Source organism: Pseudomonas sp. DNDY-54, assembly GCF_019880365.1.
GTDB classification, from domain to species: domain Bacteria; phylum Pseudomonadota; class Gammaproteobacteria; order Pseudomonadales; family Pseudomonadaceae; genus Stutzerimonas; species Stutzerimonas stutzeri_P.
The window spans coordinates 3,257,865-3,279,394 of the sequence record NZ_CP082271.1 but is presented as its reverse complement, the minus strand read 5'-3'; the positions used below and the strand labels follow the sequence as shown (position 1 = coordinate 3,279,394).

Below are 21,530 nucleotides of genomic sequence, written 5' to 3'. Positions count from 1 at the left end.
TCGTCCGCAATTCCCAGGTCCGGAGACGTCTAAATGGTGGATAGCAATCGCTTCGTGCTCGGTGCCGACGCTGCTGGCGACGCCAACACCCATCCGCTTCGACTGGTCAATCGTCATGGTCTCGTCGCGGGCGCGACGGGGACTGGCAAGACGGTGACGTTGCAGCGACTTGCTGAGCAGTTCAGCGATGCCGGTATCGCCGTCTTTGCGGCTGATATCAAGGGCGATCTGTGCGGACTGGGCGCGCCGGGATCACCTCAAGGAAAGATCGCTGAGCGTATCGCCAGCATGCCTTGGCTCGATCATCAGCCGCAGGCGTATCCGGTGACCCTATGGGATGTGTATGGCGTGAGCGGCCACCCGCTCCGTACGACGCTGACCGAAATGGGCCCGCTCCTTCTGGGAAGTCTGCTTGAACTGACCGATAGCCAGCAGGCCGCTCTCTACGCGGCATTCAAAGTCGCCGATCGCGAGGGGCTGCTGCTCTTGGACTTGAAGGATCTCAAAGCGCTGCTGAGTTACCTCAAGCAACACCCCGAGACGCTGGGAGACGATGCAGCGTTGATGACCAGCGCCTCGTCCCAAGCCTTATTGCGGCGGTTGGCAACCTTGGAGCAGCAAGGTGCCGAAGCGCTGTTTGGTGAGCCCGCGCTTGCGCTGGAAGACATTCTGCAGCCCGCGCGTGACGGCCGCGGTCGAATCCATTTGCTCGACGCCAGTCAACTCGTGCACCAGGCGCCCAAGGTCTATGCGACCTTTCTGTTGTGGCTATTGGCCGAGCTATTTGAACAGTTGCCTGAGCGAGGCGACGCAGATCGCCCACTGCTGGCGTTGTTCTTTGACGAGGCACACCTGTTATTCAGTGATACCCCGAAAGCCCTGCAGGATCGGCTTGTGCAGGTTGTACGGTTGATTCGGTCGAAAGGTGTGGGTGTCTACTTCGTTACCCAGTCACCCGCCGATCTCCCGGATGAGGTATTGGCGCAGCTGGGCTTGCGTATCCAGCATGGGCTGAGGGCATTTACCGTCAAAGAACAGAAGGCTTTGCGCGCAGTCGCTGAGGGTTTCAGAACCAACCCCGCATTCTCGGCCATGGATTCGCTGGTCGACCTTGGGATAGGCGAAGCGCTGGTCGGTGGGCTCGAAGACAAGGGCACCCCTGCCATGGTGCAGCGCGTGGCCATCGCTCCTCCGCAGTCGAGAGTGGGGCCTCTTGGCCAGAACGAACGTAGCGCGCTAATCGCCGAGTCACCGTTGCGCTCGCGCTACGATAAAGCGGTTGATCGCGAGTCGGCTTACGAAATCCTGCTCCAGCGGGCGCAGCAGTCCGTCAAGGCCGATTCGCAGGAGCCGACCGCCGCGACGAAAAACGATGCTGGCGACGCGTTCGGTGATCTCGCGGGGCGTGTCTTCAAGAGTGCGCTGCGGCAGGCAGCCTCACAGCTTGGGCGGCAACTGGCGCGGGGATTAATGGGATCCCTGCTCGGAAGCAAGCGTTGATAGGGAGCAACGGGCTAGTCGGGGCCGGCATCTAGCCGCATTGGCGAAGGGGCCGGTGCCTGGTTTGGCTTATTAGCGTTCGGAAGCCTGTTTATTTATCTCTTTCTCTATCTTTTCCAGCTCTTTCTGGAAGACCTGGTCGTGGATAGTCTGTTTCTTGCGCCACGGTTTCCGTTCAGGATCGGGCTGTGCCGCATATGTGATGACTTCGCCCCCGTATACAGTTTTGAATCGATTGGCCTGCCGCTCCAGTTCCACGCGTAATTCTTCTTTTGTCACCTTTGATCGTTGCCTCTTTTTAATATCTGCCAAGAGCTTACAGCAAATGTCGCCGCCGATAGCAGCGCCCTGTGGAAGTTTGAAGACGCTTATTTAATGGTTTGGCTGGTGCTTTTGCAAGCGGATAGGGAGAGCGACTGTGTCTGAAAGTAAGCATTTAAGCGTTCGTTAGCTGGTGCTGGTTCGCTGCTTCTCATGCGGACGGTTGAAATGCTCGCTGCAGGCCCACGCTTAATGGAGGCGCGTGTTGCGTGTTCATACCGCATTCTCGTCGCGAGAACGGCTGTGCGTTCGTTGTGCGAATGTGTCGAAACGTTGAGGGCTGATGGCTTTAACTTAGACAATAAAAAACCGCGCCGAATGGCGGCGCGGCTTTTGGTTTTATTCAGCGAGTTCAGCGCGCTGAATGGCTAGTGACATCAGGTGCACGGCCGTAAACGTCATCCAACCGCTCAATGTCGTCTTCACCGAGATAGCTCCCTGATTGAACTTCAATGATTTCCAGCGGAATCTTGCCTGGGTTGGCCAAGCGATGGATTGAAGTCACTGGAATGTAAGTCGACTGGTTCTCGGTAAGCAGGAACGTCTTATCGTTGCACGTCACTTGGGCCGTGCCCGATACAACGATCCAGTGTTCCGCCCGGTGGTGGTGCATCTGCAACGAGAGCTGCGCACCCGGATTGACGCAGATGCGTTTGACTTGGAAGCGACCGCCCATATCGACCGAGTCGTACCAGCCCCAGGGGCGATAAACGGCGCAGTGATTCTGCGTTTCGGAGCGCTTCATGGCGTCGAGCTTGTTGACGAGCTTCTTGACGTCCTGGACCTTATCCTTGTGCGCGATCATGGTCGCGTCCTTGGTCTCGACCACGACGATGTTGTCCAGGCCAACCACTGTTACCAGCTTGCCATTGCCATGCACGAGACAGTTTCGGCTGTCTTCGACGATCACATCGCCGCGGGTCACGTTGCCGTTCTCGTCTTTTTCCAGGACGTCCCAGAGAGAAGACCACGAGCCGACATCGCTCCAGCCGGCGGACATTGGCACCACGCAGGCCAGTTCAGTCTTCTCCATCACTGCGTAGTCGATGGAATTGTCGGGGCAGCAGGCGAAAGTCGCAGGGTCGATCAGCACTTCCTGACCATTTTTGACGCTGCGCTCCAGGGCGACCCAGCATGTGTCGTAAATGTCTGGATCGTGCTTTTTCAGCTCTTCCAGGAAGACGCTGGCGCGGAACAGAAACATCCCGCTGTTCCAGTAATAGTCGCCCGACTCAACGTACTGTTGAGCGCGCGCTTCATCAGGCTTCTCGACAAAGTTAGTGACGCGGTTGACACCTTCTGGCAGGCCATTGCGCTCGGTGTGGTCACACTTGATGTAGCCGTAACCGGTCTCTGGGCTGGTCGCGGGAATGCCGAACAGAACCATCTCGCCGTTTTCCGCTGCGTTGGTAGCCAGCGCAAGGGAGCGCTGAAACGCCTTATGGTCTTCGATGACATGATCCGCTGGCAGAACCAGCAACAGTTCGTCGCGGCCATCTTCGACGAGCTTCATCGCAGCTATAGCAATTGCGGGTGCGGTATTGCGGCCGAAGGGTTCAAGCATGAGCCCTTGGATCTCCAGCTTGCGCGCCGCCAGCTGCTCTTTGACGATAAAACGATGTTCTTGGTTGCAAACCAGCAGCGGTGGTTGCATCCCCTCAAAAGCAAGACGCTCAATGGTTTGTTGGAACAGCGTCTGCTCAGCTGTCAGCGCCAGGAATTGCTTGGGGAACGCTTTGCGCGAAAGAGGCCAAAGCCGGGAACCACTGCCGCCTGAAAGGATGACCGGGATCATGCTGTTTCTCCTGAATCGTTGAGAAGGGGAAGTTCTTCTTGTCCATTTGGGCGGCACAGACGTCTGTACTCGCCATACATTTTTCTAGGTCGGGCTTTCAGGTGCCTCGCGCCGTCAATCTCCGTTTTCCGGCAAGAAAACTGCCCTCGGTGCGAGCCGCATGCGCCGAGCCTGAAGAGGGGAGTGCTGCTTGATAGTCAGTGGGCGCCACGGATGAAACGGCGGCGCCGGTCGCTCTAGTGAGAGGGTTGCTTGCGGGCCCTTTGCCTAGCTGGCAGAAGCGGGTTTGAGCGGCTGCCGACTGCGCCCCGCTGCCTTTGTTCTGGCGCGTTCTGCACACTCGACCGAGCCCCGACGTTGTGCTGATTCGGCCAGTCTGTCGCTGGTTGGCCATGCCCGGCATCCTTGAAGGCGCACCCTGGCTGACACGCTTAAGAAACTGTTCTGAATTCCACTGCACGTTCATGTGCGACGTTCCTTTCCATCTGGAAATGCCGGTACGCGCTTATGATTGCTGAGGCATTCGGATAGTTCCCCGCGCGCTTGCCGCTGATCGGTTTTTGTAGGGGCGCTCTAAACGCCGCTCTAGCGCAGCGCAGGCCGCCTCAATGGCTTGCAGATGTGAGGGGTGTGAATTTTCTTACGGGCAGCAGTCGCTGGAGGGAACGGGGCAGACGAATTCAGAAGGGAGATCCCCCCGACGTCGCCGTGAGGGGATGCTGAAGGCTGGGTGGCTTCAGGCTTGAGCGTCGCGCAGAAACACCAAATGATCAGTTGATGAGTCATCTGGACTATAGCGATAGCCGTCGTAATTGAAGTTTTTTAGCTGCTCAGGCCGCTCGATGCGCTCTTTGATGACATAGCGGGTCATCAGGCCACGGGCTTTCTTGGCGTAGAAGCTGATGATCTTGTACTGGCCGTTTTTCATGTCTTTGAAGTCGACGTCGATTACCCGCGCGTTCAAAGCGTTGCGTTTAACCGCACCGAAGTATTCATTCGACGCCAGGTTCAGCAGTACATCGTCACCTTGGGCCGTTAATGCATCGTTAAGCCATGTGCTGATGCGTTCCCCCCAGAAGGCATAAAGGTCTTTGCCGCGTACGTTGGCAAGCTTGGTTCCCATCTCCAGTCTGTAGGGCTGCATCAGGTCGAGCGGCCGAAGAATCCCATAGAGTCCGGACAGCATTCGCAGGTGCTTCTGTGCGTAGTCGAAGTCTTGCTCGGAAAAATCGCTGGCATTCAGGCCTGTATACACATCGCCCTTGAAGGCGAGCAGCGCCTGCTTGGCATTGTCCGCCGTGAAGTCTGGCGTCCAGCTTCCGTAGCGAGCGACGTTCAGGGCCGCGAGCTTGTCCGACAGGTGCATCAGTTCGCTGATCTGCTGCGGTGACAGATCGCGCAGCTGATCGATAAGCTGCTGAGCGTGGTCAAGGTGTTCAGGTTGAGTGAAGCGTTTAGTCGTCGGTGGGGTGTCGTAATCCAGGGTCTTGGCCGGCGAAATCACCATCAGCATGCATCGGTCTCCTTTGATGTGGGCCGATTCTAGGCGTTATGCGGCCTAGAGCTCCACCTATGGCCACGATTAACCCATGGTTGACCTTGCCGCCGCTTCAAGGGGCACGCTTTCAGCTCGATAGGAGTGTTTATGACTGAATGCAATCATTCCCGCTGGGCGCCGTCCCACGAGTACCGCCCGCTCGAGAAGGGTGCTGAGCGGCAAACCTGGGCTGTGGTAGTGCTGACTGGGTTGACCATGGCTGCCGAGATCGTCGCGGGCCACCTGTTAAACTCCATGGCATTGCTGGCTGATGGTTGGCACATGGCATCTCATATGGTGGCCATCGGCATGGCAGCGGTTGCGTATGCGCTGGCGCGCCGCTACGCGAATGACCGGCGCTTCGCCTTCGGAACCTGGAAAATAGAAGTGCTGGCGGGCTTCGCCAGTGCGGTACTGCTGGTCGTCGTGGCGCTGATGATGATCGTCGAATCGCTGTCGCGCTTCTGGTCACCGGCGCAGATCGGTTTCAACGAAGCGTTATGGGTAGCAATGGTCGGATTGTTGGTGAATATGGTGTCGGCCTGGCTGTTGCGCGACCAGCATGACCACCACCACGCTCATCACGATCACGATCACGATCACGATCACGATCACGATCACGATCACGATCACGATCACGATCACGATCACGATCACGATCAGTCGGATTCAGCAGCGCCCGGGCGCGACCTTAACCGCCATGCAGCCTTTATTCATGTGCTAACCGACGGCCTGACCTCGATCGCTGCGATCATTGCGTTGCTGGGTGCTAAGTATTTTGGTTGGAACTGGCTGGACCCGTTGATGGGGATCGTTGGGGCGATGGTGATCTTGATCTGGGCCAAAGGCCTGTTGGGTGAGACCGGGAAGGCGCTACTGGACCGGGAGATGGACAACCCGCTCGTACAACGCGTGCGGCGGCAACTGGAGGCGATACCCGACACCGAAGTAACCGATCTGCATCTGTGGCGAGTCGGTCGTGCTCAATTCAGCTGTATCGTCACGATTGTCACCCATCGGAACCATACCGCCGATCGCTACAAGGCTGAACTGACCAAGTTCTCTGAGTTGGTACACGTGACAGCCGAGGTCAATCGGTGCGGCGAAAACACACAGATTGATTCCTGAGCCTAGCTATCCAGTCGGCATTCGCCAAGACGGATTCGTCGTTCAGATAAAAAAATGTCACATGACTGAAAAAGACTTTTTCCTGTCATCGTTTTTGCGGTATTACCTCTGTCAAGACCGCCGAAACCTGCACTCACAGGTGGCGGCCTCTGGGTGGCCCCAAGCCGCTGCCTCCCAAGTCCGCTCACCTCAAGCACGGTGGTTTTCTCTTCGACGGAGCGCTTTGAGCGCTCCGTCGTCCCGGCTCCGAAAAGGTGATCGCGTATGGATGACTACGGCAGACCCCGCGCAACTCAGCCCACCCTCTACGTTCTCGATACAAACGTTCTGATACACGACCCCAACGCGTTGCTGAATTTTCAGGAGCACCAGGTCGCCATTCCGATGACGGTGCTGGAGGAGCTGGACCAGCTCAAGACTGGCAAGCACACTGTGGCCGCCGAATGCCGTCAGGCGATCCGGCTAATCGACAAGGTGCTAGGTGACGCTACTCCCGAAGAGGTCGAGCTTGGCGTCCCGATCCAGCGCGAGAAGAGCGGGCCGTGCGGCAGTCTGTCCATCCTGATGAGCAAGGTCGCAGATTCCACTGCGCTTCCGGATGACCTCAACGACAACAAGATCATCAACCAGGTTGTCGAGCTCCAGCGGCGCACGGCCGGCGTGCCGGTGGTGCTGGTCACCAACGATATCAACATGCGGCTGAAGGCGCGCGCCTGTGGCGTTGCGTCTGAGGATTACCACACCGACAAGCTGGTGGACGATGTCGGTCAGCTGTCTCGCGGTTACCACAGCTTGAGCGGGTCCTTTTGGGACCGTGTCAGTAAGGTCGATACGCATCAGGGGCACGGGCGGACCTGGCACCGGGTTCAGCTGATCGATAATTTGCCCGCGGTACATATCAACGAGTTCATCCTCGATGAACAGGGCTTCGTCGGCTGGATCAAGGGCATCAAGGCGGACGAGCTGCTTTTGCTCGATATGCATCAGGAGCCGCTGCTGCATCAGGAGGCCTGGGGATTGCGCCCGCGAGACATTCATCAGGCGTTGGCGCTTTTCGCTTTGCTTGACCCGGACATTCATCTGGTCAACCTGTCGGGCGCTGCCGGGTCTGGTAAGACGATTTTGGCATTGGCCGCTGCCATCGAGCAGACCGTGGTGAGCAAGCGCTACCGTCGAATCATTGCGACACGCAGTGTGCAAGGGCTGGATGAGGACATTGGCTTTCTACCGGGAACTGAAGCGGAGAAGATGGAGCCGTGGCTCGGTGCGATTACCGATAACCTCGAGGCGCTGCACATGGATGACGAAAATACCCACGGCAGCGTGGATTACATCCTGCAAAAGGTGCCTTTGCAGTTCAAATCCCTCAACTACATCCGCGGCCGTAGCTTCCAGCAGAGTTTGATTTTGATCGATGAGTGCCAGAACCTCACGCCGCACCAGATGAAGACGATCATCACCCGCGCGGGTAGCGGTTCGAAGGTGGTTTGTCTGGGCAACCTGGCCCAGATCGACACTCCCTATTTGTCCGCCACCAGTTCTGGGCTGACCTACCTGACCGAACGATTCAAGGATTTCCCACACGGCATGCACATCACTTTGCAGGGTGTCCCGCGTTCGATCCTGGCGGAATACGCAGAGGCGCATATGTAGTTGTCGGGATACATGGGGCGGCAGGCAGGGGTGCGGTGCTGAACATTGTGTTTACAATGCGGCATCGAAATCCGGAGTCGCTTGCTTATGCTCACTCATCTCGATTCCAACGGACGCGCCAATATGGTCGACGTCACTGCCAAGGCCGTTACGGCACGTGAGGCAGTGGCGGAGGCCAAGGTGCATATGCGTCCTGAAACCCTGCGGATGATCCAGCAGGGCGGCCATCCCAAAGGTGACGTCTTCGCTGTTGCCCGCATCGCCGGCATCCAAGCCGCGAAGAGGACTCATGAGCTGATCCCGCTCTGCCATCCGTTGCTGCTCACCAGCGTCAAAGTCGAGCTGCAGCCGGAAGGAGACGATTGTGTGCGGATCGAGGCACGCTGCAAGCTGGCCGGTCAAACGGGCGTGGAAATGGAAGCGCTAACCGCTGCGAGCATCGCGGCATTGACGATTTATGACATGTGCAAAGCAGTCGACAAAGGAATGACCATCGAAGGCCTGCGATTGCTAGAGAAGCATGGTGGCAAGAGCGGTCATTGGCAGGCCCCCGTATGATCCAGGTGCAGTATTTTGCACGCTATCGCGAGGCCCTTGGCTTGGACGCCGAGCAAATGGATTGGGACCCGAGCTTTAAGCAGCTCGATGATCTCAGGCAGCGGCTACTGGCGCGCGGTAATGAATGGACGGTATTGGGTGAGCAGAATCTAATGTGCGCACGCAACCAGGAGCTGTGCAGCCTCGACGAGCCGTTGGCCGATGGCGATGAGGTCGCATTCTTCCCCACCGTAACTGGAGGCTGAGCATGAGCGTGCGGGTACAGCAGGCGCCTTTCGATCCGGGCGTCGAACTCAATGCGCTACACGCGGCTAATCTGGGCATTGGCGCGGTGGCCGGCTTTGTCGGTTACGTCCGCGATTTCAATGATGGTCACGACGTTGCCGGAATGTTGCTGGAACATGCACCGGGCATGACGGAAAAGGCGCTGCAGAAAATAGCAGAGGAGGCCGCGGCTCGTTGGCCTCTACTCAAGCTGGAAATTCTGCACAGGGTCGGACGGCTCGAGCCGGGTGAGCCGATCGTTTTCGTTGGCGCTGCGAGCGCTCATCGTGAGGCCGCATTCGACGGCTGCCGATTCGTAATGGATTACTTGAAAACTCGAGCGCCGTTCTGGAAGAAGGAAGACACCCCCGCCGGCGCCCGGTGGGTTGAGGGCCGCTGCAGCGATCAGCTAGCGGCTGGTCGCTGGCAGCAAGAGCCAACCGACTAGCCGAACGTGATCTGCATCTTGTAGAGCAACGTCGAAAGCATCGAAACGATCCCCAGCCCGAGCAACGCAATACCCCATCGTTGCTCGCGGAAGTTGAAGCCCGCCCCCATCAGGACGAAGCTTACGATGATGAGGAGCAGCATGGTGTCGATGTGGTCCATGAACGCGGATCCCGTTGTGAATGGCTTCCTTTTACTCTAGGTGCTTATGCGGTTCGCGGGATGATCCAGGTCAGTCTTGCCTCAGCATGGTTGCGCTGGGCAGAAAAAAGGCGAAGCCGATGTTCGGTTTCGCCTTTTTGCATTCGCATGGGCTAGCGTTTGGGCGGCACTGGAGTCAGTAGTTCGGCCGGTGGCATTTCACAGCTGATCGTGCGCCCGAGCAGCGTTTCAATGGCCGGCAAGGCAAAGGCATCGTCTTCGCCGGCAAAGCTGATCGAGGTGCCGGTGGCACCGGCCCGCCCGGTACGGCCGATGCGGTGGACATAGTCGTCTGGCACTTCCGGCAGGGTAAAGTTGATGACGTGACTGATACCGTCGACGTGTATGCCTCGCCCGGCGACATCAGTCGCGACCATGACCCGGATCTTGCCTTCACGGAAGCCTTCAAGCGCGCGGATTCGCTTGTGTTGGGGCACGTCGCCGGACATCTGAACGGCGCTGATACCGTCGCGGGTGAGGCGTTCCTCGATGCGGCGAACCTCGTCCTTTCGATTGGCAAAGACCATGACGCGAGTCCAGTCGTTCTGGGTGATCAGGTTATAGAGCAGCTTGTATTTATCGCTACCTGCCACGGCATAAACGTGTTGCTCGACCGAGTCGCTAGCCACGTTCACGGCTTCGATTTCGACAATGGCTGGGTCGGTGGTCCATTGCTTGGCCAGGTTCATCACGTCTTCGGTGAAGGTGGCCGAAAACAGCAACGTCTGGCGCTCGCTCTTCGGCGGGGTCTGCCGGATGATCTGACGAACTTGCGGAATGAACCCCATATCGAGCATGCGATCAGCTTCGTCGAGAACCAGCACCTCGACCATATCCAGATGCACTTCGCCACGCTGATTGAAGTCCAACAGACGCCCAGGAGTCGCCACCAGAATGTCGCAATAGCGGCTCTCCAAAGCCTTCAGCTGTTTGTCGAAATCCATGCCGCCGACAAAGCTCATCACGTTCAAGTCGGTGTACTTGGTGAGGTCTAGTGCATCTTTTGCAATCTGCACCACCAGTTCCCGGGTGGGCGCGATGATCAACGCCCGCGGCTCACCCATGTAGCGGTCGCTGGGCGGCGGGGTCTGCAGCAATTGAGTGATGGTTGAAATCAGAAACGCGGCGGTCTTTCCGGTGCCGGTCTGGGCACGCCCGATGGCATCACGGCCTTTGAGCGTGAACCCGAGGACCTGTGCCTGGATCGGTGTGCAGTAGGGAAATCCCAAATCCTGGATGGCATGCATCAGCTCGGGGGAGAGCTTGAAGTCATGAAAGCGTGTTTTGCCTTCTATTGCTTCGACCTGGAAATCTTCCAAGTTCCATTCAGGCGCGGGTGGCGCAGCAGGTTTAGGTGAGCGCTCTTTGCGGGGCTTCTTCGGTGCCGCCGCTGAGGGCGCATCGACTGACAGGGTGGCTGGCGTTTCAGGTCGCGCAGGAAGAGAGGTGTCGACATGCTTCGGGGTGTTGTCGGACGGCTGGGTCGCAGTGTGTGCTGCAGAGCCTTTGCCAAAAATCTTCTTGAGTGCTTTGAGCACGGTTCAGTCTCTGTCTATAGGTTCGCCCGCCAGTGTAATGCAAGAAGCAGACACGGCGAAGACTTGCTCAAACGCGCCAACGTCCTGTCTGGCTGCAGACGGCCAGCGCTGTGCCTGCTCAGCCGCAAACGCGGTTTCGCCCAAGCGCCTTGGCTTGGTACAGCGCCTGATCGGCGGCGTGAATGAGGGTTTTCAGATCGTCTGTTGCCTGCATTGGCGCAACGCCGATCGAGATCGTAACCCCAGGCAGCGCGCCTATGGGCGAGCGGAACGAGGTAATCGTTTCGAGGCTCTGGCGCAAACGCTCACCAACATTGCGGGCATCGTCTAGCGCCATGTCGGGAAGGAGGATTACGAATTCCTCACCGCCGTAGCGCACAAGACTGTCCGCTGGCCGGAGCAGTTTCCCTAGCGTGTCGACAACCAGGCAAAGCGCATGGTCCCCCGCCAGGTGACCATGCTTGTCGTTGTAGTCTTTGAACCGATCGACATCAAGCATCAAAACCGAAAGGGGCTGGCCGTTGAACGCGCAGCGGGTGCTCTCACGGTTATAGATGTGCTCCAGCCAACGCCGATTGAACGAGCCAGTTAGCGTGTCCACGTTGGCGTTTTGCTCGCTGTTGATGATCAGTCGGTCACTCAGGCGGACGCGCTGACAGAGCAGCTCGGCGAGATTCTGCATCAGTCTTGGCGATCGAGTGAGTAACGGCAGCGAACGCCGGTGAAGCCGCATCAATACCGTGGCTTTGAGCGCAATGACATAGGCGGAGGGAGGCAGGTTATCCATAAAGCTGATTTCGCCTGCGCAATCCCCGGGACCAATAGTGCGTACCGGCTGGCCGTCCAGCGAATCGAGGTGAACGGCGAGCTCGCCGTCGAGCACCAGGTAAAGATAGTGATTGGTTTCCAGAGGCGACAGCAGAATGTCGTCGGCGTCGATCAGAAAGGGCTCGAATGCCTCTTGCATCAACCGTAAACAAGGCTCGTCGACATGATCGAGCAGGCGTGCCTGTTTGAGGTGCTGCATCTCCACTCGCCATTCTGCAAGTTTCATGACCGCAGCTCTCGGCTGGTTGGCCTCTTCGTCATGACTATCGCAGGCGCCTCATCACTACCGGCTGGGTCGGCTTCGTATGGCCGCGACGAGCGCTGCAACGGCAGGCGCATCGAGTCTTGTTCTACCCAGGCCAAGCGTAGCCTTATTTAGCCACTACGCCGGCGTGCGGCGTCACATTTCGGATGCCTCATGCGACCTGCGTCACGCCCATCAGCCTAGACGGGCTGCGAGCCAATCGCCGATGTCCCGAATTTCCTTTGGCAGCACTTCATGGGCCATCGGATATTCCTTCCATTCGGCGTCGACCTTGTTCTGCTTCAGGCAGTCATAGGCGGCACGTCCCATCGAAGGCAGGACAACATTGTCTTGTGCCCCGTGCAGGCACAACACCGGCAGGCTCGCTTGCAATGGCGTCAGCTTGAGGTCGTCAGTGAAGGTGGGTGCATAGGTGGACAAGGCCAAGACCCCACCGAGCGGTCCGGCCCAGCGCAGGAATGCCGTGTGATAAACCACAGCCCCGCCTTGGGAAAAGCCGGCCAAGACTATTCGTCGAGGATCTATGCCGCTGTCACGCTGTTCTTCGATCAGGGCGATAACAGCGTGTGTCGATTCTTCAAGCTGCGCGTGGTCGATCGCCCGCGCAGGGCTCATCGCAAGGATGTCGTACCAACTTGGCATCGACCAGCCTCCATTGATCGTTACCGCCCGGGTTGGCGCTTGGGGCAATACAAAACGTGTGTGCAAGAGGCGCTGCTGGAGGGCTTCGGCCACTGGCAGGAAATCGTAGCGATCGGCACCAAGGCCGTGCAGCCAGATGACACAGGAGTCGGCAGTTGTTGCAGGTTCGATGATCAAAGGCGCGCTCATGGCTGGCTCCGTCTGTGGCCCGCCTCAAATTAGGGCGGGCGCGGGGGTCAATGCGGCAATTTGCGGCGAGATTACCTGTACTGACGCCTGCGTTGAAATGTACGAAGGCGCTAAATCGCGTTGATTCGGTTCTGGTATGCCGCTTGCTTTGCTCTGTTGGGCATTAGCTGCGCCGGTGTCGTCTGCGTTCTGTAGGCGAGCGCATCGGGAGCGGTTGCCGATAGTCAATCGGCGGCTAGACTCAGGTCAGGTTCTTCTGCCGCTACGGTCGACTGGCATGCGTCGAATGCTGTAGAAGATCCCGACCCCGCACAATAAAAAGCAAACTGGAGGTTTCGATGATAAGGGTTAAATCCACACTGGCCGTGCTTGGCGCCGCGACACTTTTGGGCACCAGCGGCTTGGCGCAGGCAGGGGCGACCCTGGATGCGGTGAAGAGTAAAGGCTTCGTGCAGTGCGGCGTAAGCGATGGGCTGCCCGGCTTTTCCTACACCGACGCCAAGGGCGAGTACAAGGGAATCGATGTGGATGTGTGCCGCGCTGTTGCGGCTGCGGTATTCGGCGACGCCAGCAAGGTCAAATACAGCCCGCTGACTGCCAAGGAGCGCTTCACCGCGCTGCAATCCGGTGAAGTCGACGTGCTTTCACGCAACACAACCTGGACCAGCTCCCGCGACGCGGCGATGGGGCTGAACTTTACCGGCGTAACCTACTACGACGGTCAAGGGTTTCTGGTGAACAAGGAAGTCGGTGTTTCCAGCGCCAAAGAGCTTGATGGGGCAACGGTTTGCATCCAGGCGGGCACCACCACCGAACTCAACCTCTCCGACTATTTCCGCGCCAACAACCTCAAGTACACCCCGATCACCTATGACACCTCGGATGAGAGCGCCAAATCGCTCGAGTCGGGGCGTTGCGACGTCCTCACTTCTGACCAGTCACAGCTCTATGCTCAGCGCATCAAGCTGGCCAAGCCAGACGACTACATCGTGCTGCCCGAGGTCATCTCCAAAGAACCGCTCGGCCCAGCCGTGCGTCAAGGCGACGAGGAGTGGTTCGACATTGTTCGCTGGTCGTTGCTTGCGATGATCAACGCCGAGGAGTTGGGCATCACCGCGGCGAACGTCGAAGAAACAGCTAAAAACACCAAAAATCCCGATGTGGCGCGTCTGCTTGGGGCAGAAGGTGAATACGGCAAGGACCTGAAACTGCCGAAGGACTGGGCAGTGCAGATCGTCAAGCAAGTCGGCAACTATGGCGAAGTCTTCGAGCGCAACATTGGCTCCGGCAGCGAGCTGAAGATCGAGCGCGGCCTCAACGCGCTTTGGACCAATGGAGGTCTGCAGTACGCGCCACCGGTGCGTTGACCACGCTGGGCCAGCGGGACGCTGGCCTTGTTTCAAGGATGAGCGCTGCCGGTGCATTTGCATCGGCTGTGCCGTATGAGGTTTCTTGATGCGAACCATCGCCAAAACGGGAGTAGCGCGCGGCTCGCTGCTCACGGATCCGCAGGCGCGTGCCTGGTTATTCCAGGTTATTGCCGTCATAACAGTCGTTGGAATCGGCTGGTTTTTGTTTCACAACACGCAGACCAATCTTGCTCATCGGGGCATCACGTCCGGCTTCGGTTTTCTCGACAACGCTGCCGGCTTCGGTATTTCCCAACATCTGATCGACTACACCGAAAGTGATTCATACGGACGGGTGTTCTGGGTCGGCTTGCTCAACACGCTGCTGGTCAGTGTGATCGGAATCATCCTGGCGACGATCATTGGGTTCATTCTCGGGGTCGCCCGGTTATCGCCGAACTGGCTGATCCGTCAGATCGCCACCATTTATATCGAGACGTTCCGCAATATCCCCCCCCTGCTGCAGATCTTCTTCGTCTACTTCGCCGTGCTCGCACCGTTACCGGGGCCGCGAGATAGCTTGAGCCTGTGGGATGTGATCTTCGTGAACAATCGCGGCGTGCAGATGCCATCGCCCAGCGCAGGGGAGGGCTTCTGGCCGTTCTGGCTCGGGATGTTGGTCGCGCTGGTGGCGATCGTGATGCTCAACCGTTGGGCGAGGGCCCGACGCCATGCCACCGGACAGCCATTTCCGGTGTTCTGGAGCAGTCTGGCGCTGTTTCTAGCCATACCAAGCCTATGTTCGCTGCTGTTCGGGGCGCCGTTTCTCTGGGAAGTCCCTGAGCTGCAGCGTTTCAACATTCGTGGTGGTTGGGTGGTGATCCCGGAGCTGGTGTCGATCGTCCTCGCGCTGTCGATCTATACCGCGGCGTTCATTGGCGAAACCGTGCGGGCCGGTATCCAATCGGTCAGCCACGGACAGACTGAAGCGGCCGCCTCGCTGGGCCTTCGCCCAGGTCGAGTCCTGCGTCTGGTGATCATCCCGCAGGCGCTACGCGTGATCATTCCGCCACTGACCAGCCAGTACCTGAACCTGGCGAAGAACTCTTCTCTAGCGGCTGCGATTGGCTATCCGGACATGGTTTCGCTGTTCGCCGGAACGGTGCTCAACCAGACCGGCCAGGCGATTGAAACCATGGCCATCACCATGAGCGTGTACCTCGCCATCAGCATCAGCATTTCGCTGTTGATGAACGTGTACAACAAGCGCATTGCGCTGATCGAGCGGTAAGGACGAGCGCATGACCACTCATATTTTCAAACCGGACCTGCCGGCGCCCTCGACCAATATTGGTGTGGTGGGTTGGATGCGGGCCAACTTGTTTTCCAGCTGGATCAACACGCTGCTGACACTGGCCGGGCTGTACCTCATCTGGCTGATTGTCCCTCCCCTCATCGAATGGGCAATCATCAAGGCCGACTGGACCGGTGAGACGCGGGCCGACTGTACCCGTGAGGGCGCCTGTTGGGTCTTCGTCCAGACGCGTTTCAGTCAATTCATGTACGGCTTCTATCCGCCAGAACTACGCTGGCGGGTGGATGCGACGGCCTGGCTCGCGATCATTGGCGCGGCGCCGCTTTTCCTCCGGCAAATGCGTCATAAGGCCCGCTACGGCATTGCCTATCTCCTGGTGTATCCGCTGCTTGCCTATTGGCTGTTGCACGGCGGCTTCCTTGGGCTGGAAACGGTACCGACCAGCCGCTGGGGCGGGCTGATGTTGACCATCGTTATCGCCGCAGTGGGTATTGCCGGGGCGCTGCCACTTGGCATTCTGCTGGCGCTCGGCCGGCGCTCGGACATGCCGGCGATCCGCGTGCTCTGCGTGACGTTCATCGAGTTTTGGCGCGGCGTACCGCTGATCACTGTGCTGTTCATGTCGTCAGTGATGCTGCCGTTGTTTCTGCCCGAGGGGATGAACCTCGACAAGCTCATGCGCGCCATGGTGATGGTGGTGTTCTTCGAGGCGGCCTACATCGCCGAAGTGGTGCGCGGTGGGTTGCAGGCGATCCCTAAAGGCCAGTACGAGGCGGCCTCCGCGATGGGCCTTGGTTACTGGCGCAGCATGGTGCTCGTGATCTTGCCGCAGGCGCTGAAGATGGTCATTCCAGGCATCGTCAATACCTTTATCGCACTGTTCAAGGACACCAGTCTGGTGATCATCATCGGCCTGTTCGACTTCCTCAACAGCATCAAGCGTGCAACGTCTGACCCGGCCTGGCTCGGCATGTCGACCGAGGGATACGTATTTGCTGCGCTGGTTTATTGGATTTTCTGTTTTGGCATGTCGCGCTACTCCATGCACCTGGAACGCAAGCTCGACACCGGTCACCGAAATTAGGAGAAGCATCATGAGCGACACATCTCTACAACCTGAGCAAACTGAGCGGGCCGGTGAACAGGTCATCCAGATGCAGGGCGTACACAAGTGGTTTGGCCAGTTTCATGTGCTCAAGGACATCAACCTCAGCGTCCGTCAGGGCGAACGTATCGTCTTGTGTGGGCCTTCTGGTTCAGGCAAGTCCACCACCATTCGTTGTCTGAACCGTCTTGAAGAACATCAGCAGGGCCGCATCGTTATCAATGATGTGGAACTGACCAGCGACCTGAAGCAGATCGAGGCGATTCGTAGCGAAGTTGGCATGGTCTTCCAGCATTTCAATCTGTTCCCACACCTCACCGTGCTGCAGAACTGCACGCTGGCCCCGATGTGGGTTCGCAAGATGCCGCGGCGCCAGGCCGAAGAGATCGCCATGCATTATCTTGAGCGCGTGCGGATTCCGGAGCAGGCCGACAAATTTCCAGGGCAGCTGTCAGGCGGCCAGCAGCAACGTGTCGCGATTGCCCGCGCGCTGTGCATGAAGCCGAAAATCATGCTGTTTGACGAGCCGACCTCGGCGCTGGACCCTGAAATGGTCAAGGAAGTGCTGGACACCATGGTCAGCCTCGCCGAAAGCGGAATGACCATGCTTTGCGTCACGCACGAGATGGGCTTTGCGCGCACTGTCGCTGACCGGGTGATATTCATGGACAAAGGCGAAATTGTGGAGGAAGCCGACCCCGAAGCCTTCTTCACCCAGCCAAACAACGAACGTACCAAGCTGTTCCTGAGCCAGATCCTGCATTAAGCACGCTGGGGCGTGCTCGTGCTTCAGGGCGTAGGGTGGATGTCGCTTTTTTACATCCACTGTGGGCCTGTACGGCGGACGGGACCAGCGTGAGCCAGCCCTGCGCGCTGGGCAGCTTCCAGCAGGCTTAGCCTCGGACGCAGTCATGGGCTAGAATACGCGGCCCGACTGCTCCCCCCTCCGAGGCTGTTCCGACGATGTTGATCCTGCGCGGTGCTCCCGCTCTTTCCGCCTTCCGTCACGACAAGCTGCTGGCACAACTGACCGCTAAGGTCCCCGCTGTAAGCGGGTTGTACGCCGAGTTCGCTCATTTCGCCGAAGTATCCGGCACGCTTGGCGCAGACGAGGAGCAAGTGCTCGCCCGACTGCTGAAGTACGGACCGAGCGTGCCAGTACAGGAGCCAGCCGGTCGGCTGTTCCTCGTCATCCCTCGATTCGGCACCATCTCTCCATGGTCAAGCAAGGCGAGCGATATCGCTCGCAACTGTGGTCTTGAGAAGATCCAGCGACTCGAGCGCGGCATCGCCTACTACGTGGCTGGCGACGTTTCGGACATTGAAGCCCAGCAGATCGCCGGCGTTCTGCATGACCGGATGACACAGCTGGTGCTCGACCGTTTCGAGGACGCGGCCGATCTGTTCAGCCATGCGCAGCCGAAGCCGCTAACCGCTATCGATGTATTGGGCGGAGGCCGCGCTGCGCTGGAGCAGGCTAACGTGGAACTGGGACTGGCTCTCGCCGAAGACGAAATTGATTATCTGGTGACCAGCTTCACCGGCCTGGGCCGCAACCCACACGACATCGAATTGATGATGTTCGCTCAGGCCAATTCCGAGCACTGCCGACACAAGATATTCAATGCCAGTTGGGACATCGATGGCGAAAGCCAGGACAAGTCCTTGTTCGGCATGATCAAAAACACTTTCCAATTGCATGGCGAAGGTGTGTTGTCCGCTTACAAGGACAACGCGGCCGTGATCGTCGGCAATGTGGCGGGGCGTTTCTACCCTGATGCTGAGACAGGTGAGTACGCGGCGAACCAGCAGCCCGTGCATATTCTGATGAAGGTCGAGACCCACAACCATCCGACCGCCATCGCGCCGTTCCCAGGGGCTGCCACCGGTTCCGGTGGGGAAATCCGTGATGAAGGCGCGACGGGGCGTGGTGCCAAGCCCAAGGCCGGCCTTACCGGTTTCACGGTCTCCAATCTCAATATCCCCGGCTTCGAGCAGCCATGGGAAGTGCCTTACGGCAAGCCCGAACGCATCGTCACGCCGCTGGACATCATGATTGAAGGCCCGCTGGGTGGCGCGGCGTTCAATAACGAGTTCGGTCGGCCTGCCTTGAATGGGTACTTCCGTACCTTTGAACAGTCGATCAGCACTCCGCGTGGCGATGAAGTCCGCGGCTATCACAAGCCGATCATGCTCGCTGGTGGCATGGGCAACATCCGCGAAGACCATGTGCAGAAAGCCGAGATTTCGGTCGGCGGCAAGCTGATCGTGCTGGGCGGCCCGGCCATGCTGATCGGACTGGGTGGCGGTGCGGCCTCTTCCATGGCCACGGGCAGCAGCTCGGCGGATCTGGATTTCGCCTCGGTACAACGTGACAACCCGGAAATGGAACGTCGTTGTCAGGAGGTTATCGATCGCTGTTGGCAGCTGGGTGACAAGAACCCGATCAAGTTCATTCACGATGTCGGTGCCGGTGGCCTGTCCAACGCCTTTCCTGAACTGGTCAATGATGGCGGCCGAGGCGGGCGCTTCGAGTTGCGCAATGTACCGAATGACGAACCCGGCATGGCGCCGCATGAAATCTGGTGCAACGAGTCCCAGGAACGTTACGTGTTGTCGGTCGATGCGGCGGACCTCGAGCGATTCGAGGCGATCTGTAAACGTGAGCGTTGCCCCTTTGCGGTCGTCGGTGAAGCCACTGCCGAGCCGCACCTGACCGTCGCAGACAATCATTTTGGCAACAACCCCGTCGACATGCCGTTGAACGTGCTGCTCGGCAAAGCGCCGCGTATGCATCGAAGCGCGACGCGCGAAGCCGAGCTTGGTGATGATTTCGCAGCGGACCAGGTGGACCTTTCCGAGGCCATCAACCGGGTACTGCATCATCCGGCAGTCGCCAGCAAGAGCTTTCTGATTACCATCGGCGATCGCAGTATCACCGGCATGGTCGCTCGCGATCAGATGGTCGGCCCGTGGCAAGTTCCCGTGGCAGATTGCGCCGTGACCGCCACCAGCTATGACGTGAATACAGGCGAAGCCATGGCGATGGGCGAGCGCACGCCGCTCGCCTTGCTCGATGCGCCCGCATCGGGACGCATGGCGATCGGCGAAACGCTGACTAACCTGGCGGCAGCGCGTATCGAAAAAATTTCCGACATCAAACTGTCCGCCAACTGGATGGCTGCCGCCGGCCACCCGGGTGAGGACGCGCGCCTGTATGACACGGTCCGGGCGGTTGGCATGGAGCTTTGTCCTGAACTGGGCATCACCATCCCGGTCGGTAAGGACTCGATGTCGATGAAGACGCGCTGGGCTGAGGAGGGCGCCGAGAAGAGCGTGACGTCCCCCCTGTCGCTCATCGTGTCCGGCTTCGCGCCGGTGGTGGACATCCGCCAGACCCTGACGCCGCAGCTGCGCCTGGACAAGGGCGAAACCGACCTGGTGCTGATTGATCTCGGTCGCGGGCAAAACCGCATGGGGGCGTCGATTCTCGCCCAGGTCTACGGCCAGATGGCGCGCCAGGCGCCTGACGTCGACGACGCCGAAGACCTGCAAGCGTTCTTTGCGGTGATTCAAGGACTCAACGCTGACGGGCTCTTGCTGGCCTATCACGACCGGTCCGATGGCGGATTGCTGACCACGGCCCTCGAAATGGCCTTTGCCGGGCATTGCGGGCTCAACCTCAACCTCGATGGTCTGGTGGACAGTGCCGCGCAGGTCCCGGCCGCCTTGTTCAACGAGGAACTGGGTGCGCTAATCCAGGTTCGCCAGGGTGATACCGAAGTGGTTCTGGCGCAGTTCAGTGCCGCGGGCCTCGCCGACTGCGTGTCCGTCATCGGTCAGCCCGTCAACAACGGTCATGTCGCCATCAAGTTTGAAGGCGTTGATGTTTTTGCCGGCGATCGCCGCCTGCTGCAACGTCAGTGGTCCGAGACCAGCTATCAAATCCAGCGCCTGCGTGACAATGTCGATTGTGCCGATCAGGAATTCGACGCGCTGCTTGAAGAAGACAATCCAGGCTTGAGCGTCACGCTGGGTTTCGATGTCAACGAGAACATCGCGGCGCCCTATATCAAGCGTGGCGTACGGCCAGAAGTCGCCATCCTGCGCGAGCAGGGGGTCAATGGCCAGACCGAAATGGCCGCGGCGTTCGACCGGGCGGGCTTCACCGCGGTAGACGTCCATATGAGCGACATCCTGTCGGGACGTATTAGCCTCGAGCGCTTCAAGGGGATGGTCGCGTGTGGCGGTTTCTCCTACGGCGATGTGCTGGGGGCGGGCGAAGGCTGGGCCAAGTCGATCCTGTTCAATAGCCGTGCCCGCGATGACTTCAGTGCCTTTCTCGAGCGCAAGGACAGCTTCGCGCTGGGCGTTTGCAATGGTTGCCAGATGCTATCCAACCTCCATGAGTTGGTGCCTGGCAGCGAATCCTGGCCGCATTTCGTGCGCAACCGGTCCGAGCAGTTCGAGGCGCGCGTGGCCATGGTTCAGATTCAGGACTCGCCATCGATCTTCCTTCAGGGGATGGCCGGTTCACGCCTTCCCATTGCCATCGCGCATGGTGAGGGTCACGCGGAGTTCGAAAGCGAAGAGGCGCTGCTCGAGGCCGACCTCTCCGGCACCGTCGCGCTGCGTTACGTGGACAACCACGGCAAGGTCACCGAGCGTTATCCGGCCAACCCGGGCGGTTCCCCGCGCGGTATTACCGGCCTGACCACGCGTGACGGTCGCGTGACCATCATGATGCCGCACCCTGAGCGGGTCTTCCGCGCAGTGACCAACTCGTGGCGCCCTGACGACTGGCAGGAAGACGGCGGCTGGATGCGCATGTTCCGCAACGCACGCGTTTGGGTGGATTGAAGCTGAGCTGAGTCACAAGAACCCGAAGCGCGTAG

At 59.0% G+C, this 21,530-nt stretch carries 18 protein-coding genes; 11 read left to right on the top strand and 7 right to left on the bottom strand.

Annotation, left to right across the window (positions count from 1 at the left end; translation table 11 throughout):
- Positions 1 to 33: 33 nt before the first annotated feature.
- Complete coding sequence (locus tag K4O48_RS15210) at positions 34 to 1,500, top strand: helicase HerA-like domain-containing protein (RefSeq protein ID WP_222909229.1); 1,467 nt, start codon at positions 34 to 36, stop codon at positions 1,498 to 1,500.
- A gap of 72 nt (positions 1,501 to 1,572) precedes the next feature.
- On the opposite strand, the gene K4O48_RS15205 is transcribed toward K4O48_RS15210, so the two are convergent.
- The 3 genes from K4O48_RS15205 to yaaA all read right to left on the bottom strand — a co-directional run bounded on the left by K4O48_RS15205 (position 1,573) and on the right by yaaA (position 5,129).
- A complete protein-coding gene (locus K4O48_RS15205) occupies positions 1,573 to 1,779 on the bottom strand; it encodes a hypothetical protein (protein WP_222909228.1) in 207 nt (68 codons plus the stop codon).
- 394 nt (positions 1,780 to 2,173) lie between these two features.
- Positions 2,174 to 3,616 carry a mannose-1-phosphate guanylyltransferase/mannose-6-phosphate isomerase gene (locus K4O48_RS15200; RefSeq protein WP_222909227.1) on the bottom strand — a complete coding sequence of 481 codons (1,443 nt, stop codon included), beginning with the start codon at positions 3,614 to 3,616 and terminating at the stop codon, positions 2,174 to 2,176.
- Positions 3,617 to 4,352: 736 nt separating this feature from the next.
- Positions 4,353 to 5,129, bottom strand: a complete 777-nt coding sequence (gene yaaA, locus K4O48_RS15195) for a peroxide stress protein YaaA (RefSeq protein ID WP_222909226.1) — start codon at positions 5,127 to 5,129, stop codon at positions 4,353 to 4,355.
- 132 nt (positions 5,130 to 5,261) lie between these two features.
- Here yaaA and dmeF point away from each other — a divergent pair, with 132 nt between their 5' ends.
- The 5 genes from dmeF to K4O48_RS15170 all read left to right on the top strand — a co-directional run bounded on the left by dmeF (position 5,262) and on the right by K4O48_RS15170 (position 9,204).
- A complete protein-coding gene (dmeF, locus tag K4O48_RS15190; protein WP_222909225.1) occupies positions 5,262 to 6,281 on the top strand; it encodes a CDF family Co(II)/Ni(II) efflux transporter DmeF in 1,020 nt (339 codons plus the stop codon).
- Between the two features lie 264 nt (positions 6,282 to 6,545).
- Positions 6,546 to 7,934, top strand: coding sequence for a PhoH family protein (locus K4O48_RS15185; RefSeq protein WP_222909224.1), 1,389 nt, complete (start codon positions 6,546 to 6,548; stop codon positions 7,932 to 7,934).
- Between the two features lie 87 nt (positions 7,935 to 8,021).
- Positions 8,022 to 8,492, top strand: a complete 471-nt coding sequence (gene moaC / locus K4O48_RS15180) for a cyclic pyranopterin monophosphate synthase MoaC (protein ID WP_222909223.1) — start codon at positions 8,022 to 8,024, stop codon at positions 8,490 to 8,492.
- On the top strand, positions 8,489 to 8,737 hold the full coding sequence (locus K4O48_RS15175; RefSeq protein WP_222912114.1) for a MoaD/ThiS family protein: 249 nt from the start codon (positions 8,489 to 8,491) through the stop codon (positions 8,735 to 8,737). Before moaC ends, K4O48_RS15175 begins: the two co-directional genes overlap by 4 nt.
- A gap of 2 nt (positions 8,738 to 8,739) precedes the next feature.
- Positions 8,740 to 9,204, top strand: coding sequence for a molybdenum cofactor biosynthesis protein MoaE (locus K4O48_RS15170; protein ID WP_222909222.1), 465 nt, complete (start codon positions 8,740 to 8,742; stop codon positions 9,202 to 9,204).
- Here the strand turns inward: K4O48_RS15170 and K4O48_RS15165 are convergent.
- The 4 genes from K4O48_RS15165 to K4O48_RS15150 form a co-directional block, all read right to left on the bottom strand.
- Positions 9,201 to 9,365: a hypothetical protein gene (locus tag K4O48_RS15165; RefSeq protein ID WP_222909221.1), complete on the bottom strand. Its 165-nt coding sequence runs from the start codon at positions 9,363 to 9,365 to the stop codon at positions 9,201 to 9,203. The genes K4O48_RS15170 and K4O48_RS15165 overlap by 4 nt on opposite strands.
- Before the next feature lie 152 nt (positions 9,366 to 9,517).
- Complete coding sequence (gene rhlB, locus K4O48_RS15160; protein WP_222909220.1) at positions 9,518 to 10,942, bottom strand: ATP-dependent RNA helicase RhlB; 1,425 nt, start codon at positions 10,940 to 10,942, stop codon at positions 9,518 to 9,520.
- A gap of 118 nt (positions 10,943 to 11,060) precedes the next feature.
- On the bottom strand, positions 11,061 to 11,996 hold the full coding sequence (locus K4O48_RS15155) for a GGDEF domain-containing protein (RefSeq protein WP_222909219.1): 936 nt from the start codon (positions 11,994 to 11,996) through the stop codon (positions 11,061 to 11,063).
- A 213-nt stretch (positions 11,997 to 12,209) separates the two neighbouring features.
- On the bottom strand, positions 12,210 to 12,866 hold the full coding sequence (locus K4O48_RS15150; protein WP_222909218.1) for an alpha/beta hydrolase: 657 nt from the start codon (positions 12,864 to 12,866) through the stop codon (positions 12,210 to 12,212).
- A 338-nt stretch (positions 12,867 to 13,204) separates the two neighbouring features.
- Between K4O48_RS15150 and K4O48_RS15145 the strand changes: the two genes are divergently transcribed.
- From K4O48_RS15145 to purL, 5 genes are all read left to right on the top strand, one after another.
- Entirely contained in the window at positions 13,205 to 14,233 is a 1,029-nt protein-coding gene (locus K4O48_RS15145; RefSeq protein WP_222909217.1) for an amino acid ABC transporter substrate-binding protein, read from the top strand.
- Between the two features lie 88 nt (positions 14,234 to 14,321).
- Positions 14,322 to 15,506: an amino acid ABC transporter permease gene (locus K4O48_RS15140; RefSeq protein ID WP_222909216.1), complete on the top strand. Its 1,185-nt coding sequence runs from the start codon at positions 14,322 to 14,324 to the stop codon at positions 15,504 to 15,506.
- Positions 15,507 to 15,516: 10 nt separating this feature from the next.
- Complete coding sequence (locus tag K4O48_RS15135) at positions 15,517 to 16,614, top strand: amino acid ABC transporter permease (protein ID WP_222909215.1); 1,098 nt, start codon at positions 15,517 to 15,519, stop codon at positions 16,612 to 16,614.
- A 10-nt stretch (positions 16,615 to 16,624) separates the two neighbouring features.
- On the top strand, positions 16,625 to 17,401 hold the full coding sequence (locus tag K4O48_RS15130; RefSeq protein ID WP_222909214.1) for an amino acid ABC transporter ATP-binding protein: 777 nt from the start codon (positions 16,625 to 16,627) through the stop codon (positions 17,399 to 17,401).
- Between the two features lie 197 nt (positions 17,402 to 17,598).
- Entirely contained in the window at positions 17,599 to 21,495 is a 3,897-nt protein-coding gene (gene purL / locus K4O48_RS15125) for a phosphoribosylformylglycinamidine synthase (protein WP_222909213.1), read from the top strand.
- Positions 21,496 to 21,530: the final 35 nt, after the last annotated feature.